Genomic DNA, 14,308 nt, shown 5'->3' on the forward strand with positions numbered 1-14,308 from the left:
TCAGCCGATGACGATCGTCCTGATGCTCCGGGCGGGCAGCTGAGCGTTGAACGCTCCGTTCGTGACCGTGACGTCGGTGTACTGCGCGAGGTTCGCACTCGCGCTCGTCAGCCAGGTCGGGGCGGTCGCGGAGCCGGTGTCCCGGACGGTGAACGCGAGGTCGGCCGCCGCGGTGTTCTTGTTGATGGCGACGATGACGACCCGCGCTCCGCTCTTGAACGCCGAGACGTAGACGTTCGCCTGCGGGTTCGCGGTCGCGGTGATCCGGGAGTACCCGGGACGCACCCACTTCGCGAAGTGCGCCATGCAGGCGCCGCGCTTGCTGATCTGGCCGTCTTCGCGCATCGGGCCGTACGACCGGCGGATGTACCACCACACGTAGGTCTGGAACCGGCCGTCGACCAGCGCGCGGTGGATGTGTTCGCCCACGTCGAGCGCTTGCGGCCACAGGTCGGCCGAGTCGGTGCTGTTGGGGTAGTAGACCTCCGTCATCCACAGCTCCTTGCCGGCGCCCTTCTGCTGGAAGAGCGGGTAGGGCAGGTTCGCGAACGAGGTGCCGTAGAGGTGCGTGCCGATGATGTCCACGTTCGCCAGGGCGGTGGCGTCGTTCAGGATCGGGTCGGACATGTTCTTGCGGTACTGGAACGACTCGGGCGCGATGACCCGGGTGGTGAGCGAGCCGGCGTTCTCACGCAGGAACTTGACGATCTCGGCGGCGGTCCACGCCGTCCACGCCGACGCGTAGTCCGGCTCGTTCTGGACCGAGATCCCGTACAGGTTCACGCCGTTGCCCGCCATGAACGCGGTGAAGTCGTTCAGGTGCTGGGCATAGGCGCCGTAGGAGCCGTACTTCAGCCGTTTGCCGCCGGAGAAGCTTTCGGTCATCGAGGCGGGCGGGTTCCACGGCGAGGCGATGACCTTGGCCCCGAGCTCGCTCGCCCGCCGGGCCGTGGCGACTTCGCGGCTCCAGTTGTTGCGGTCTTCGTGGACGGGGATGCGCAGCACGGTGAACCCCAGCTGCCCGGTGCCGTTGCCGAACGCCGTCTCGCGCTGGGCGGCGGTGAGGTCGCTGATCCAGACGGTGTGGTTCATCCCGCCGAAGCCCAGGATGGTCTGCTGCACGTTCGACGGCTCGACGACCACGGAGGTGGCCGCCGCGGCCGGTGTCCGGGCCGCCAGCACCGGCAGGACGGCGCCCGCCGCCAGCACGGTCCGCCGGCGCAGGAACGGCGAACTTCCGGACTGCTCTTGGCGTGGTGACATGGCATCTCCCTGTGTCGGCGGTGAACGACCTGGGAGCGCTCCCAAAACAATCTTGACAGTTTTCGCGCGGCACCGTCAATGAAACGTTCAGTCGAATACCTCGACGGCCAAGGCAGCCCCTCAGCCGCGGACGGCTTCGTACACCCCGGCGATCATCGCCACCATCGGCACCAGCGACAACAGCACCAGGAACTCCGACACGTCCAGCAGCCGCGACCAGTACGGCGAACGCAGTCCCCGCGCCACCCGCGTCGCATAGACCAGGCACACCACCGCCGCCAGCACCACCGCACACCCGGCCGCGAACACCGCCGTGCGGTGGCCCGAGGCCACCAGCCACACCCCGGCGCACACCAGCGTCGGCACCCCGAACCCGATCAGCACCAGCCGCTGCGCACGGCCCGCGTACGACCGTGACCGCAGGATCCACGCCAGTCCCAGCAACCCGGCCAGGCCCGCCTCCCACGGCCCGCCCGCGGACAGCACGACCGACGCCGCCAGCACCACCAGGCCCAGCGCCACCAGCAAGCCCGTCAGCACCGCCTGGGCCCGGGAGGTCCGGCCGATCATCTCGGTGCCCAGCGACGGCTGCTCGTCCGCGCGGAACGCCTCCATGTCGTCCGGCACGCGCGGCAGGGGCAGGCGGGCCAGGCGCAACGCCAGCATCGGCGCCACCGCCGCCAGTGCCGTGCAGAGCACCGCGACCACCGCCGCGGCCGACCCCGCGGAAACCCCCGCCAGCAGGACGACCCCGGTGGTCACCGCGCCGAAGCCCGCCGCGCCGGTGATCGCCACGAACCACGGCAGGCGGTCCGCCACCGAGACCGCCGCCAGCACGCCGTACACCGTCACCGCCGCCAGGCCCGCGGCCAGCGGGCCCGCCGACAGCGAGAACAGCGGGTGGGGTGGCAGCACCGACATCCCCGCCAGCAGCGCCACGCCCACGCCGGCCAGCGACCCCGCCGCGCCCGCCTCGGCGTCGCCGTAAGCGCGGCTCAGCGCACCGCCGCCGAGCAGCAGCACCAGCGCCAGCAACCCCGTGCCGATCGGGGCCAGGACGCTGCCGGACGCGGCCGCCTGCACCAGCAGGCCGCCCGCCAGCAGCAGGACCACCGCGGCGACCAGGCCGGACCGGCGGGCCACCGCCGGGCCCCAGCCCCCGGACGTGTCGGCGACGCTGGCGATCGAGTCGACGACGTCGTCGAACAGCAGCGGACCCCGCGGGCGCTCCCGCGGGGTCAGGTGCAGCACTTCGCCGTCGCGGATCTGGGCCGCCGCGACGCTGAGCCCCAAGGCGAGGGGTGCCCCGCCCAGCCGGGACAGCACCCAGCCGGGGTGCTCGGCCGAGGCCTGGCCGGACGCGCCGGCCAGCCGGACCAGCTGCGGCACGAGCTCGGCGAACGTCGACTGCTGCGGCAGGGCGACGTCGACGCGGGCGCGCGGCGTGACCACCGTGACCCGGCGGGTCGTCCCGGTCAAAGATGCCGTCATCACACGTCTTTCGCGGCCGCGATGACCGGGGCGAACTTCGCGGACGACGCTTCGGCGAGCTTCTGCAGCCCGGCGTTGACCGCCTCCAGCACGATCTCCGAAAGGTTGCGGGCGTCGTACTCGCGGATCGCGCGGGGGTCGATGTCGATCGAGGTGAACCGGCCGTCGCCGCGGAGGGTGACGGTGACCTCGTTCTGCCGCGAGTGCGCCTTGACCTCCATCGCCTCGACCGTGCGCTGGATCCGCTGGACCTCTTCGGTCTGCTTGCGCACCTGCGCGAGCAGCTCGTCCATGTCCGGCACCGCGTACGGATCGGTCACTGTGCTTTCCCTTCGTGCTGGCGGACGTGGACGCTGCCCACGAACCGCTGGAAACCGGGTGAGAGCCGCCGGGCGGTCGCGGGCGCGGCCGTGCAGGCGAGCTCGAGCACCAGCCGGTCCGCCGGCGTCGCGCCGGGGACCGTCAGGTGCACCTGGGTCTGGATCAGCTCGGTGCCTTCGCCGGTGCGCAGGCGCAGGAGCTGCATGACGCCGGGCGCGGCCGGCTCGCCGACGTCGCGACGGCTCAGGACCTCGATCCCGGCCAAGGTCAGCGAAAGCCGTTCGACGGCCTCGTCGGCGATGGCGTCGATCGAGGCGTCGTCCGGCCGTTGCTGCACGCTCACGGTGATGTTCGGGACGAACTCGCCCGGTGCGGCGTCGTGCACGGCGACGAACACCGCACCGGAATCGCCCGGGTCGACGGCGGTCCAGCCGTCCGGGATGACGAAGTCGAGGGGAAGGGTCATCACAGCCCCACGTACGCGACGGCGTCGTCCCAAGCGGAGCCGACGGCGTCGGCCGCATCGGTGGCCGCGTGGCTGACCGCGTCGACGGCCGCGCCGCCGTACTCGCTGATCGTGTGGCCGAGCTTCGGCAGGTCGATGTCGATCTTGGCGCCGACGCCCAGGCCGAGCCCGAGCGCCGCCCCCGCCTTGAAGTTCACCTTGAGGTGCCCGGCGTCGTAGACGGCCTGGGCGTCGAGCTGCGCACCGACGCCGTACTGCAGGGTGCCGTTCGCACCGACGCCGATCCCGGCGACGTCCGCGGCGACCTCGCCCTCGACCTTGCCGCCGACGAAGGCGTTCGCGTGCGCGCCGACGCCGTGCGCGCCGATCGTGCCGGACGCGCTCACCTCGCCGCCGGCGAACACCGTGCCCTTGGCGTGGGCTTCGGCGACGCCCCACTCCTTTTTGAGCTCGGCCTCGCCGTGCAGGGCCGCGAGTTCCGCGTGCCCGGACGCGCCGGCGTCCCAGCCCTTCGACGTGATCTTCCCGTCGTACTCCGGGGAAAACCCGTCCTGCTCGTGCTGGAACTTGTAGTAGGTGATCTCGGTGTTGCGGCCGATCTTGTTCTTCAGCCCCTCGGCTTCGGGCTGCCCGAAAGGCGTGTCCGCCTTCTTCGGCGCGCGCGTGCCCTCGAGGCCGTCCCAGGTGAGCTTCTTCCAGCCCGAGTTGCCGAACCACGACGGCACGGTCCGCGGCCGCTTCCGGCCGTCGAGGGGTTCGCCGTTGAGCCAGTGCAGCGGGCCGCGGGCCCACTTGCCGAGCTCGTGCTCCAGCCGGCCGACGCCCTCGGGCGGGAACAGCTCGGCGAGCGCGTCGGAGAACTCGTCGACGACCTGGCGGGCCGCGGCGACGCTCTGTTCGCCGAGCTGCCGCGCGGCCTGGATGAACGCGCCCACCGAAGCGGAGTTCACCGCGCGGGCCTGCGCGGTCAGCTGGGCGGCGTACTGGTCGAACTGCGCGAGCACCGAGTCGACGGCGGCTTCCGCGGACTGCACCAGCTGCGCGGCCGTCGAAAGCCGCTTCGCCTGGTCGTCGAGCTTCGTGGCGGTCTCGGTGAGCCCTTCGCCGAGCTTCTCCGCCGCCGTGGCGAAGGCGGTGTAGGCGTCGCCGTCCCAGTCCGCGTGCAGCGCCTTCGCGGACTCGCCGATTTCGCGCGCCTTGCCCGAGACCGCCGACGCCTGGCCGGCGACCCGCTGCGAAGCCGCGCTCAGCGCCCCGGGATCCCCGGTGACGCGCCGCCGGCACTCGGCGAGCACGCGCCGGTACCCCGACAGCACCGAGCTGACCACCCCGGACGCGTCGACGACCCCCGAGCCCGCCATCGGCTAGTTCCCGGCCGCGTCGTAGCCGACGTGCTGGCTGAAGTGCTTGCCGTTGTAGTCCAGCGCGATGTCGAGGTCGAAGTCCTGGCCGCCCGGAGCCTCCACAGTGGACTCACCGGTGGTGAGGTTGGTGTGGATGACGACCTCGTCCGCGTGCCCGGTGGCCGGCGCCGGGATGGGCGCGGGGGCCGGGGCGGGCGCGGGGACGACCGCAGGGGTCGTCGTCCCGGCGTGGTCGACGGGGATCCAGCTGTTCGCCGGGTTCACCGCGCCGGGCGTCGCCGAGCCGCTGGAACCGGCGCCGGTGGCGAGCGCGGGCGGGGTGTAGTCAGTGAACGAGGGCTGCTGCGGGATCCCCTCACCGCCGGGGGTGGGATTTCCTGACGACGCTGCCTGCTGCCCCGACGGGCTCGCCACCGGCGCCGGGGCCTGCGGCGCGCGGACCGGGGTGTTCCCGATCGACGGCGTGGTCGCGCCCGAGCTGCCGGAGCCGTGGTGGAAGAGCTTCTCGATCTCGCCGATGACCTGGGCGAGCGTGGTGACCTGCTGGGCCAGGTCGACCGCGCCGAGCGCCTTGAGCAGCGCGCCGATCGCGGTGATGAACGCCCGCAGCGACGCGCTCGTCGCGGTCGACAAAGCGACCGCGGCCCCGTAGGTCCACCAGTTCGACATCAGCGCGGCGACCGTCGGGTTCACCGCGGAGACCACCGCGCGGTAGGCCTCCTGCGCGGTCTTGATCAGCGTGCCGGAGACGCCGAGCAGCTCGGCGCCCTTCTGCACCACGTTGATGATCTTCGTGAGCTGGTCGAGGGAGTCGCTGATCTTCTTCAGCGCCGACTCGCTCGCCGCGCCCGACCAGATCTTCCCGAGCTGGTCGGCGGCCTTGGTCAGCTCGTTGTACATGCTGAGGAACTGCTCGGCCTTCTTGACCAGGTCCACCACGTGCTTGGCGATCTGCTCCGGCTGCCCGGTGACGATCTGCGGCAGGATGGTGATCGGCCCGCCCGAGGACGCGGTCGCGTCCATCGCGCTGGAGTTCGGGAAAGTCAGCATCGGACCTCACAGGGATTCGAGGAGCGGACGATCAGGCGACGACGGAGGCGGGCCGGTAGACGCTGACCTTCGCCAGCCCGCCGATGCGGGCGTCGAGCAGCCCGTGGTTGTAGAGGCGGCCGCCGTCGCCGGCGACGCCGATGACCGGCTGGCGGTCGGAGAACATCAGCGGCTCCACGACCACGACGTCCCCGCTGTGCACCCCGCCGGGCACGTCGGAGAACGTGCGCGCGGTGCCGGCGTAGACCTCGATCAGCCCGACCCGCGCCTGGTTGTCGGCGTCGCCGGCGAGCCAGTCGTTGAAGTCGGCGACGCCGTGGAAGCGCGTGTCGGTGATCGGGTGGTCGCCGAGCCGGCCGAGCCGCGCGTCGCCGAGGTAGCGCAGCACGTTCCCCACCGACGACGGCTCGCCGCGGGCGCCCGCGCTGTCGTTGATGGCCAGGGTGGCCAGCTCGGACGCGTGCGAACTGCCCCAGATCGACGACGCGGGCGTCGAAGAGCCGCCCTGGTGGCCCCCGCCGTAGCCGGCGGCGGCGTCCTGGTCCGCGGCCTGGTAGGCGTCGGCGCTGGCCTTGACGAGCCCGTTGACCTGCTGCAGCAGCTGCAGCAGCGTGCGGACGGCGGTGATCTGGCTGGAGTGCAGGGCCGCGTTCGCGGCGGCGACCGCGCTGCCGAAGGTCGCGAACGACATCGGCTGCACGACGAGCCGTTCCAGGTCGGCCACGGCGTTGATGCCGTGGGCGATGATGCCCCCGACGTTGCCCACGGCGGAGCGCATCGCCTCGGGCTCAGCCCGGTACTCGCCGGCCATGGGTCTCCTTCCGGGGGGTGTGCTCGGCTGAGCGTAGGTTCGGCCCCGGAAGCGGGCGGACGGCAAAAGTACCCACCGCGGCGGGGCGGCGAGTGGCCAAAATACCGGTCAGAGCCGCCCCGATCCGCTGGAGCATTGCTGCATGAGCCTCTCGCCAGAGCGCCCGTCCGAGATCGTGCTGCAGTCGCCGCCGATGCTCCCCAAGAGCTCGTCGGGCGGCATGGTGCAGCTGATGATGTTCCTGCCGATGATGCTGGGCATGGGCGCGATGTCGTTCGTCTACATCGGACGCGACGGCGGGGTGATGACCTACGTCTTCGGCGCGCTGTTCCTCTGCGCCATGGGCGGCATGGTGGTGATGTCGCTCGGCCGCGGCGGGATGGCGAAGAAGGCGCAGATCAACGACGAACGCCGGGACTACCAGCGGTACCTGTCCGGGCTGCGCGCCCAGGTCCGGGAGATCGCCGACGGCCAGCGCGCGGCGATGATCGCCGTCCAGCCGGACCCGGCGGACCTGTGGGCCTACGTCGAGACCGGCAAGCTGTGGGACCGCCGCCGCACCGAGCCGCAGTTCGCGCAGGTGCGGGCGGGCACCGGTCCGCAGCGGCTCGCGACGCCGTTGAAGGCGCCGCAGACCGTGCCGCTGGAGGACCTGGACCCGGTGTCCTCCACCAGCCTCAAGCACTTCATCCGCACCTACTCGACGGTGGACGGCCTGCCGGTGGCGCTGTCGCTGCGCTCGTTCGCCGCGGTCACCGTGGCCGGGCGGCGGCCCGACGTGCTCGGCCTGGTGCGGGCCCTGCTGTGCCAGCTGGTCACCTTCCACTCCCCCGCGGACCTGCGGGTCGCGGTGTGCGTGTCGCCGGACCGGCAGCACGACTGGGAGTGGGCGAAGTGGCTACCGCACGCGACCGCGGCGGGCGCGGCCGACGCCGTCGGCTCGCGGCGGCTGGCCGCCGACACCGCGGCCGGCCTGGCCGAGCTGCTGGGCGCCGATCTCGGCGAACGGCCCGCGTTCAGCAGGCGCGCGGCCGCCGAGCTCGACCTGCCCCACCTGGTGGTCGTCGTCGACGGCGGCACCGCCCACGGCGAACCCCGGCTGATCGGCGAGGACGGCCGGCTCGGCGTCACGGTGCTCGAGGTCGGGCAGGAGCACCCGCGCGCGTCCTCGACCGAACGGCTGCTGAGCCTGCACACCGCGCCGGCGTCGCTCGGCATGGTCGTCGGCGAAGGCGGCGAGCAGCGGCTCGGCTTCCTCGGCCGCCCGGACACCCTCGACCGCGGCGCCGCGGAAGCACTGGCCCGGATGCTGACGCCGTTGCACACACCCGCCGCGGTCGTCGGCGAGAAGCCGATGTCGTCGACGTTCGGGCTGGCCGGGCTGCTCGGCATCGGCGACCCGCGCGACACCGACACGACGGTGACGTGGGCCCCGCGCGCGGCAAGGGATCGGCTGCGGATCCCGCTGGGCGTCAACCCCGAAGGCCGGCCGGTGGAGCTGGACCTCAAGGAGTCGGCCGAGGGCGGGATGGGCCCGCACGGCCTGGTCATCGGCGCGACCGGGTCCGGCAAGAGCGAGCTGCTGCGGACGCTGGTGACGGCCCTGGCCGTGATGCACTCGTCGGAGACGCTCAACCTGGCGCTCATCGACTTCAAGGGCGGCGCGACCTTCGCCGGGATGACCGGGCTGCCGCACACCTGCGCCGTCATCACCAACCTGTCCGACGACCTCGCGCTGGTCGACCGCATGGCGGACGCGCTGAACGGCGAGCTGCTGCGGCGGCAGGAACTGCTGCACGCGGCCGGGAACTACGCGTCGGTGCGGGACTACGAGAAGGCCCGCGCGGACGGCGCGCCGCTGGACCCGCTGCCGTCGCTGCTGGTGATCATCGACGAGTTCAGCGAGCTGCTGTCCTCGCGCCCGGAGTTCATCGACCTGTTCGTCGCCATCGGCCGGCTCGGGCGCTCGCTGGGCATCCACCTGCTGCTGGCGTCCCAGCGGCTGGAGGAGGGCCGGCTGCGCGGGCTGGACTCCCACCTGTCGTACCGGATCGGCCTGCGGACGTTCTCCGCCGCGGAAAGCCGGGCCGTGCTGGGGGTCGCGGACGCCTACCACCTGCCGCCGGTGCCGGGATCGGCGTACCTCAAGTCCGATACCGAAACGCTGATCCGGCTCAAGGCGGCCTACGTCTCCGGCGAGCTGCCGCCGCGCAGCACGGTCGTGCGCGAGGACGGCCAGGAACTCGGCGTGCTGCCGTTTTCCCTGGCCCCGGTGGAAATCCCGGTGACGACCGAGGTGTCCGCGGCGCCTTCGGCGGAAGGCACCGGGGAGACGATCATCGGCGCGATGCTGTCCCGCCTGGAGGGCCGCGGGCCGGCCGCGCACCAGATCTGGCTGCCGCCGCTGAACGAACCGCCGACACTGGACCAGCTGCTGCCGCCGCTCGGCGAGGACGCCGCGCGCGGCCTGTGCCCGCTCGGCTGGGGCGGCAACGGCAAGCTGACGATCCCGGTGGCGCTGGTGGACAAGCCGTTCGAGCAGCGCCGCGACCTGCTGTGGGCCGACTTCTCCGGCGCGGCCGGGCACGCGCTGATCGTGGGCGCGCCGCAGAGCGGGAAGTCGACGCTGATGAAGGACATCGCGGGCATGCTCGCGCTGACGCACACCCCGGCCGAGGTGCAGCTGTTCGTGCTGGACATGGGCGGCGGCGCGCTGGCGCCGATCGCCGGGCTGCCGCACGTGTCGGGGTACGCCACCCGCCGGGACGCGCAGCGCTGCCGCCGGGTCGTCGCCGAGCTGACGACGTTGCTGGAGCAGCGCGAAGAGTTCTTCGCCGCGCAAGGCATCGAGTCGATGGCGGCGTTCCGCGCTCGCCGGTCCGAGTTCACCGAGAGCACGGACGGCCGCGAGTTCGGCGACGTGTTCCTGTTCGTGGACAACTGGACCACGATCCGCCAGGAGTACGAGCAGCTGGAAGAGCAGATCACCGGCCTGGCGGCGCGCGGCCTCGGGTTCGGCATCCACGTGATCGTGTCGCTGAACCAGTGGATCGGCGTCCGCGCCCAGCTGCGCGACGCGATCGGCACGCGCTTCGAGCTGCGGCTGGGCGACCCGATGGACTCCTCGATCGACCGCAAGGTCGCGGCCAACGTCCCCACCGACCGCCCGGGCCGCGGCCTCACGGCGGAGAAGCTCCACTTCCTGGCGGCGTTGCCCCGCATCGACGCCGACCAGCGGCCGGAGACCGTCGGCGCGGGCGGCGTCGACCTCGTCCGGCGGATTTCCGAAGCGTGGCAAGGGCCGCGCGCCCCGCAGGTCCGGCTGCTGCCGCCGGAGGTGCCCTTGGACACCCTGCCCGCGGCGCCGTCGCGTCAGGTCACCCTCGGCATCGCCGAATCGACGTTGCGGCCCGTGTACCTGGACTTCGCGGCGGACCCGCATTTCGTGGCCTTCGGCGACGTGGAGTCGGGCAAGAGTTCGCTGCTGCGCGCCATCGCCCACGGCATCACGTCGGCGTACACACCGGAAGAAGCGGCGATCATCGTGGCGGACTACCGGCGGGGCCTGCTGGGCGCGGTTTCCGAGCCGCACCTGCTCGGCTACGCGGGGGCCGAGGGCAAGCTGACGGACCTGATCGCGGAGTGCGCCCAGGGCATGCGCAACCGCCTGCCGGGGCCATCGGTGACGCCGGAGCAGCTGCGCAACCGGTCGTGGTGGCGCGGCCCGGAGCTGTTCGTCCTGGTGGACGACTACGAACTGGTGGCGACGGTCGGGCGCAACCCGCTGCAGCCGTTGCTGGAGTTCCTGCCGCAGGCCCGGGACATCGGCCTCCACCTGGTGATCGTCCGCGGCTCGGGCGGCGCGGGCAGGGCGTTGTTCGAGCCGGTGCTGCAGCGGCTGCGGGAGCTGGGCTCGCCGGGGTTGATCATGTCGGGCGCGAAGGAGGAAGGGGCGCTGCTGGGCGAGGTGAAGCCGTCACCGCAGCCGCCGGGACGCGGGACTTTGGTGTCACGGCGGCACGGGACGGGGCTGGTCCAGGTGGCGTGGACGAAACCCGTGGAGTCCTGAGGTTCGGCGGGGCGATCCCGATCCTCCAGAGGCGCCGGTTACCGACTTCGGTAGGTTCCGAAAATCCTTCACGGCTCATACGTTGGGCTCGTCGTCCCGTTCGGGACGGATATCCGGATCACCTGGGCCGAAGGGCATTTTCATGCGAATGTCGAGGGCTGTAGCCGCGGTCGGAGCTGCCGCCGCGGCGCTGAGTCTGGTCTCAGCGGGGGTTGCGGACGCCCAGCAGGACATCATCGGCGGGAGCACCGTCTCCTCCGCGCCGTGGGGCGCCCAGATCTACTGGAACAACGTGACGACGTACGGTGGCTTCGAGTGCTCGGGGACGATCATCGCCCCGCAGTGGGTGCTCACCGCGCGGCACTGCCTGAACTCGCCGGGCATGCACGTCAAGGTCGGCAGCGTGACGCTCCAGCAGGGCACGAACGCCAGCGTCGACCAGCAGAAGGCGTCCCCGAACGGGGACATCGCCCTGCTGCACCTGACGACGGCGGTCAGCACCACCTACATGAAGCTCGGCACCGGCAACCCGCCGACCGGCTCCACCAACCAGATCTACGGCTGGGGCCGCACGCAGGGCAGCAGCCCGCCCTCGAGCACCCTCAAGACCGCCAACGTCCGCGTCACGGGCCTCAGCTCGGACGCCTTCGGCGGCACGGCGATCGCCAGCCAGGGCATCAACGGCTCGGCGTGGCACGGCGACTCGGGTGGCCCGCAGCTGTACAACGGCGCCCAGGTCGGGGTGTGCTCGACGGGGAACAACTCCGGTTCGGACCCGCAGGGCACGCAGAACTACGCCAGCATCGCGTCCAGCCGCAGCTGGATCCGCACCACCGCGGGCGTCTGACGAGCGCGAGTGTGCCGCGTGCCGCCGGCCGGCACGCGGCACACTCGCTCCATGACGCTCCGCTCAGCGCGGAGAACCGCGGGGCGGCCGAGCACCGAGCTGCGCGCAGGGAAGTAGTCAGTCCACAATGGATCTCCGGAGCGCCGCCTTGTCCGGCTTTCCCGACGGGGCCACCGGAACCGCGCCCACGAAGCCGAACCGCGCCGGGACCGCCGCCTCCCCCAGTTCGGCCGCCACCGCCTTGCGCACCTCGTCCAGGTCGGGTTCCCGCCCGGGCGCCGGCACCAGGAACGCGTGGGCCGCCTCGCCGGTGCGCTCGTCGGGCACCGCCACGACGTAGGCCTGGTCGACGTCCGGGTGCGCCGCGATCGCCCGCTCGATCGGCCCGGTGTAGTGGATGACCGCGTTGACGATCACCACGTCCCGCGCGCGGCCGGACAGGTGCAGGTAGCCGTCGTCGTCCAGGAACCCCAGGTCCTGCGTGCGCACCCAGCCGTCGCGCAGCACCTCGGCCGTCGCCGCCTCGTCGCGCCAGTAGCCCGCGAAGGCCGACGGCGTGCGCACCCAGACCTCGCCCTCCCGCGTCGCGATTTCGACCGTGTCGCAGGCTTTTCCGACGGAACCGAGGCCCTCGTCGGCCCGGCAGATCGTCAGCATGCCGGTCTCGGTCTGGCCGTACGCGTGGTGCATCGCGGGCCCGATCCGCGCGGCCGCCTCGGCGAGCTTGTGCGGCGGTACCGGCGACCCGGCCACGATCAACGTCCGCAGGGCGCTCAGGTCGACGTCTTCGACGCGCAGCACGTCCAGGAGCTGGTGCAGCCGGGGCACCGTCGTCAGCGCCGCCGTGATGCGCAGCCGCGGCAGCACCTGCGCGAAGTCCACCGCTCCTTCCGGGATCACCGCCGTGCCGCCCGCGAACAGGCACACCCCGAGCTGCTCCACCATCACCGCGCTGGCCAGCGTCCCGAACAGCAGGTACCGCCCGAACCCCGAGCCCAGCCGTTCGTGCGCCGAGCCCGGGACCGGCGGCCGCCACACCCGGCCTTCGGTCAGCGCGCGGTAGCGGTAGGCGACGCCCTTCGGGACGCCGGTGCTGCCGCTGGTGAACACGACCGTCGCGATGTCGTCGAGCCGGCCCTGCGGCACCGGTTCGGCGTAGCGCCCCAGCAGGCGCTCCACCGGCAGCACCGGCACCGCCGCGGCCACCGGCCCGTCGGCGACCACCGCCGCGACGTCGCCGAGGACGTGCCGCAGCTGGGCTTCCGGCAGCCCGGGCCGCACCGCGACCGCGCGGGCGCCGAGCACGTGCACCGCCACCAGCGCGGCGAACCCCTCCGGCGTGACGCCGGTGGCGAGCCCGACACCGTCGCCCGGGCCCAGCCCGGCGGCCCGCAGGCCCGCGGTGAACCGGCCGATCAGGTCCCGCAGCTGCCCGCGGGTGGTCACCCGCGCACCGTGCTCGAACGCGGGGACCTCCGGGGCGCGCTGCAGCTCGTCCAGCAGTGCCTGCGGGTGGACCATCTCGACCGCCTTTCGCCGGGAGGTCCCGGTCTACCGGGCGGATCTCAGAATTTCGGCAGAACCGACCGGCGGCCGGGACACCGGCCGCAGCGACAGCGTGCCCGCGACGGCGACGGCCGCGATCAGGCCGGTGGCGGCGGTGAGCGTCCGGAAGTCCGGGTGCACGATCGACTGGCCACGCAGCGCCTGCCAGGTGAGCAGCGCGAGCAGGCCCGCGTAGCCCGCGCCCGCGGTCCGGACCAGCCGGCGGCGGACGAGGTCGGACTCCAGCACCGGGAACCGGCGGGCCAGCAGGAGCAGCCCGAACGCGACCAGGGGCAGCGCCTGCAGGCCGTGGATGCCGATGAAGTGCGGGATCCGCAGGTCTCCGCCGACGGTGCTCCAGCCGGTGATCGGCAGGCCGGGGCCGCCGTCTTCGAGGCCGACCGAATGCGCGCCGAACGTCGAGTACCTGCCGTTCGCTTCGAGCACCGCCTGCTGCGCCGGCGTGGGCGAGAACATCAGCGTCGCGACGTACATCCCCAGCACCGCGAGCCCGCTGCCCCACCGCAGGGCCGACCGCAGGGCCCGGTCCGGGATGCGCTGGAAGAGCAGGAGGACGGCGACGGCGGCGGTCATCAGCCACGCCGTGTACGCGCCACCGGCCACGAGGTTGTTGATCATCTTGTCCGCCGCGGTCGCCTGGTTGAAGTGCAGCGTGCGGCCGCGGACGATGATCTGCCACACCAGCAGCACGAAGTCCAGGCCGATCCCGGCGGCGAACAGCGTGCCGAACCACCAGCCGGCCCGGCGGCCGCGGCGCACGTGCGTCAGCAGCCACGCCAGCGTCAGCGCGTACATCCCGATGGAAACCGAGAACTTGAACGGCTTGAGCCAGATCGGCGCATTGACCAGCGTGCGATCATCGAGGAGCAGCCCGAGCAGCGAGACCGCGCACAGCACCCCCATCGCCCCGGCGAGCACCACCAGCGGGCGGTGCCACGCGCGGACCGTGACCAGCGGATTTCCCTTGTCTGCCATGGCACCAAGCCTGGCTCGGGGGCCGCGCGGGGTCACTGGAGCGCGCCACCGTCGGCGGGGTGGGGCGAGCCCTACCGCCGGGGTG

At 72.5% G+C, this 14,308-nt stretch carries 11 protein-coding genes; 2 read left to right on the top strand and 9 right to left on the bottom strand.

Going from position 1 to position 14,308, the window contains the following annotated elements; genetic code table 11:
• From AB0J55_RS24895 to AB0J55_RS24925, 7 genes are all read right to left on the bottom strand, one after another.
• Positions 1-1,263: a glucuronoxylanase gene (locus AB0J55_RS24895; RefSeq protein WP_364252823.1), complete on the bottom strand. Its 1,263-nt coding sequence runs from the start codon at positions 1,261-1,263 to the stop codon at positions 1-3.
• A 120-nt stretch (positions 1,264-1,383) separates the two neighbouring features.
• Positions 1,384-2,754, bottom strand: a complete 1,371-nt coding sequence (gene eccD, locus AB0J55_RS24900; RefSeq protein WP_364252826.1) for a type VII secretion integral membrane protein EccD — start codon at positions 2,752-2,754, stop codon at positions 1,384-1,386.
• Entirely contained in the window at positions 2,754-3,074 is a 321-nt protein-coding gene (locus tag AB0J55_RS24905) for a YbaB/EbfC family nucleoid-associated protein (RefSeq protein WP_004558471.1), read from the bottom strand. The genes eccD and AB0J55_RS24905 overlap by 1 nt, the downstream gene beginning before the upstream one ends.
• Positions 3,071-3,541 carry a hypothetical protein gene (locus tag AB0J55_RS24910; protein WP_364252830.1) on the bottom strand — a complete coding sequence of 157 codons (471 nt, stop codon included), beginning with the start codon at positions 3,539-3,541 and terminating at the stop codon, positions 3,071-3,073. Before AB0J55_RS24910 ends, AB0J55_RS24905 begins: the two co-directional genes overlap by 4 nt.
• Positions 3,541-4,902 carry a WXG100 family type VII secretion target gene (locus AB0J55_RS24915; RefSeq protein ID WP_364252833.1) on the bottom strand — a complete coding sequence of 454 codons (1,362 nt, stop codon included), beginning with the start codon at positions 4,900-4,902 and terminating at the stop codon, positions 3,541-3,543. The genes AB0J55_RS24910 and AB0J55_RS24915 overlap by 1 nt, the downstream gene beginning before the upstream one ends.
• A gap of 3 nt (positions 4,903-4,905) precedes the next feature.
• Positions 4,906-5,955 carry a hypothetical protein gene (locus AB0J55_RS24920; protein WP_364252836.1) on the bottom strand — a complete coding sequence of 350 codons (1,050 nt, stop codon included), beginning with the start codon at positions 5,953-5,955 and terminating at the stop codon, positions 4,906-4,908.
• A gap of 31 nt (positions 5,956-5,986) precedes the next feature.
• Positions 5,987-6,766 (bottom strand): WXG100 family type VII secretion target, encoded by a 780-nt coding sequence (locus tag AB0J55_RS24925; RefSeq protein ID WP_364252839.1) that lies wholly within the window; start codon positions 6,764-6,766, stop codon positions 5,987-5,989.
• Positions 6,767-6,908: 142 nt separating this feature from the next.
• On the opposite strand from AB0J55_RS24925, the gene eccCa reads away from it, so the two are divergent.
• Complete coding sequence (gene eccCa / locus AB0J55_RS24930; protein ID WP_364252842.1) at positions 6,909-10,835, top strand: type VII secretion protein EccCa; 3,927 nt, start codon at positions 6,909-6,911, stop codon at positions 10,833-10,835.
• Between the two features lie 148 nt (positions 10,836-10,983).
• Positions 10,984-11,682, top strand: coding sequence for a trypsin-like serine protease (locus tag AB0J55_RS24935; protein ID WP_364252845.1), 699 nt, complete (start codon positions 10,984-10,986; stop codon positions 11,680-11,682).
• Positions 11,683-11,799: 117 nt separating this feature from the next.
• Here the strand turns inward: AB0J55_RS24935 and AB0J55_RS24940 are convergent, their stop codons facing one another.
• Positions 11,800-13,203 carry an AMP-binding protein gene (locus AB0J55_RS24940; RefSeq protein WP_364252848.1) on the bottom strand — a complete coding sequence of 468 codons (1,404 nt, stop codon included), beginning with the start codon at positions 13,201-13,203 and terminating at the stop codon, positions 11,800-11,802.
• A 30-nt stretch (positions 13,204-13,233) separates the two neighbouring features.
• On the bottom strand, positions 13,234-14,223 hold the full coding sequence (locus AB0J55_RS24945) for a hypothetical protein (protein ID WP_364252850.1): 990 nt from the start codon (positions 14,221-14,223) through the stop codon (positions 13,234-13,236).
• Positions 14,224-14,308: the final 85 nt, after the last annotated feature.

The organism is Amycolatopsis sp. NPDC049688 (assembly GCF_040674975.1).
Taxonomy (GTDB): Bacteria; Actinomycetota; Actinomycetes; order Mycobacteriales; family Pseudonocardiaceae; genus Amycolatopsis.

Coding starts and splice junctions, on each gene's coding strand:
- AB0J55_RS24895 (WP_364252823.1), bottom strand. CDS start 1,263: ATGTCACCACGCCAAGAGCAGTCCGGAAGTTCGCCGTTCCTGCGCCGG.
- eccD (WP_364252826.1), bottom strand. CDS start 2,754: ATGACGGCATCTTTGACCGGGACGACCCGCCGGGTCACGGTGGTCACG.
- AB0J55_RS24910 (WP_364252830.1), bottom strand. CDS start 3,541: ATGACCCTTCCCCTCGACTTCGTCATCCCGGACGGCTGGACCGCCGTC.
- AB0J55_RS24915 (WP_364252833.1), bottom strand. CDS start 4,902: ATGGCGGGCTCGGGGGTCGTCGACGCGTCCGGGGTGGTCAGCTCGGTG.
- AB0J55_RS24920 (WP_364252836.1), bottom strand. CDS start 5,955: ATGCTGACTTTCCCGAACTCCAGCGCGATGGACGCGACCGCGTCCTCG.
- AB0J55_RS24925 (WP_364252839.1), bottom strand. CDS start 6,766: ATGGCCGGCGAGTACCGGGCTGAGCCCGAGGCGATGCGCTCCGCCGTG.
- eccCa (WP_364252842.1), top strand. CDS start 6,909: ATGAGCCTCTCGCCAGAGCGCCCGTCCGAGATCGTGCTGCAGTCGCCG.
- AB0J55_RS24935 (WP_364252845.1), top strand. CDS start 10,984: ATGTCGAGGGCTGTAGCCGCGGTCGGAGCTGCCGCCGCGGCGCTGAGT.
- AB0J55_RS24940 (WP_364252848.1), bottom strand. CDS start 13,203: ATGGTCCACCCGCAGGCACTGCTGGACGAGCTGCAGCGCGCCCCGGAG.
- AB0J55_RS24945 (WP_364252850.1), bottom strand. CDS start 14,223: ATGGCAGACAAGGGAAATCCGCTGGTCACGGTCCGCGCGTGGCACCGC.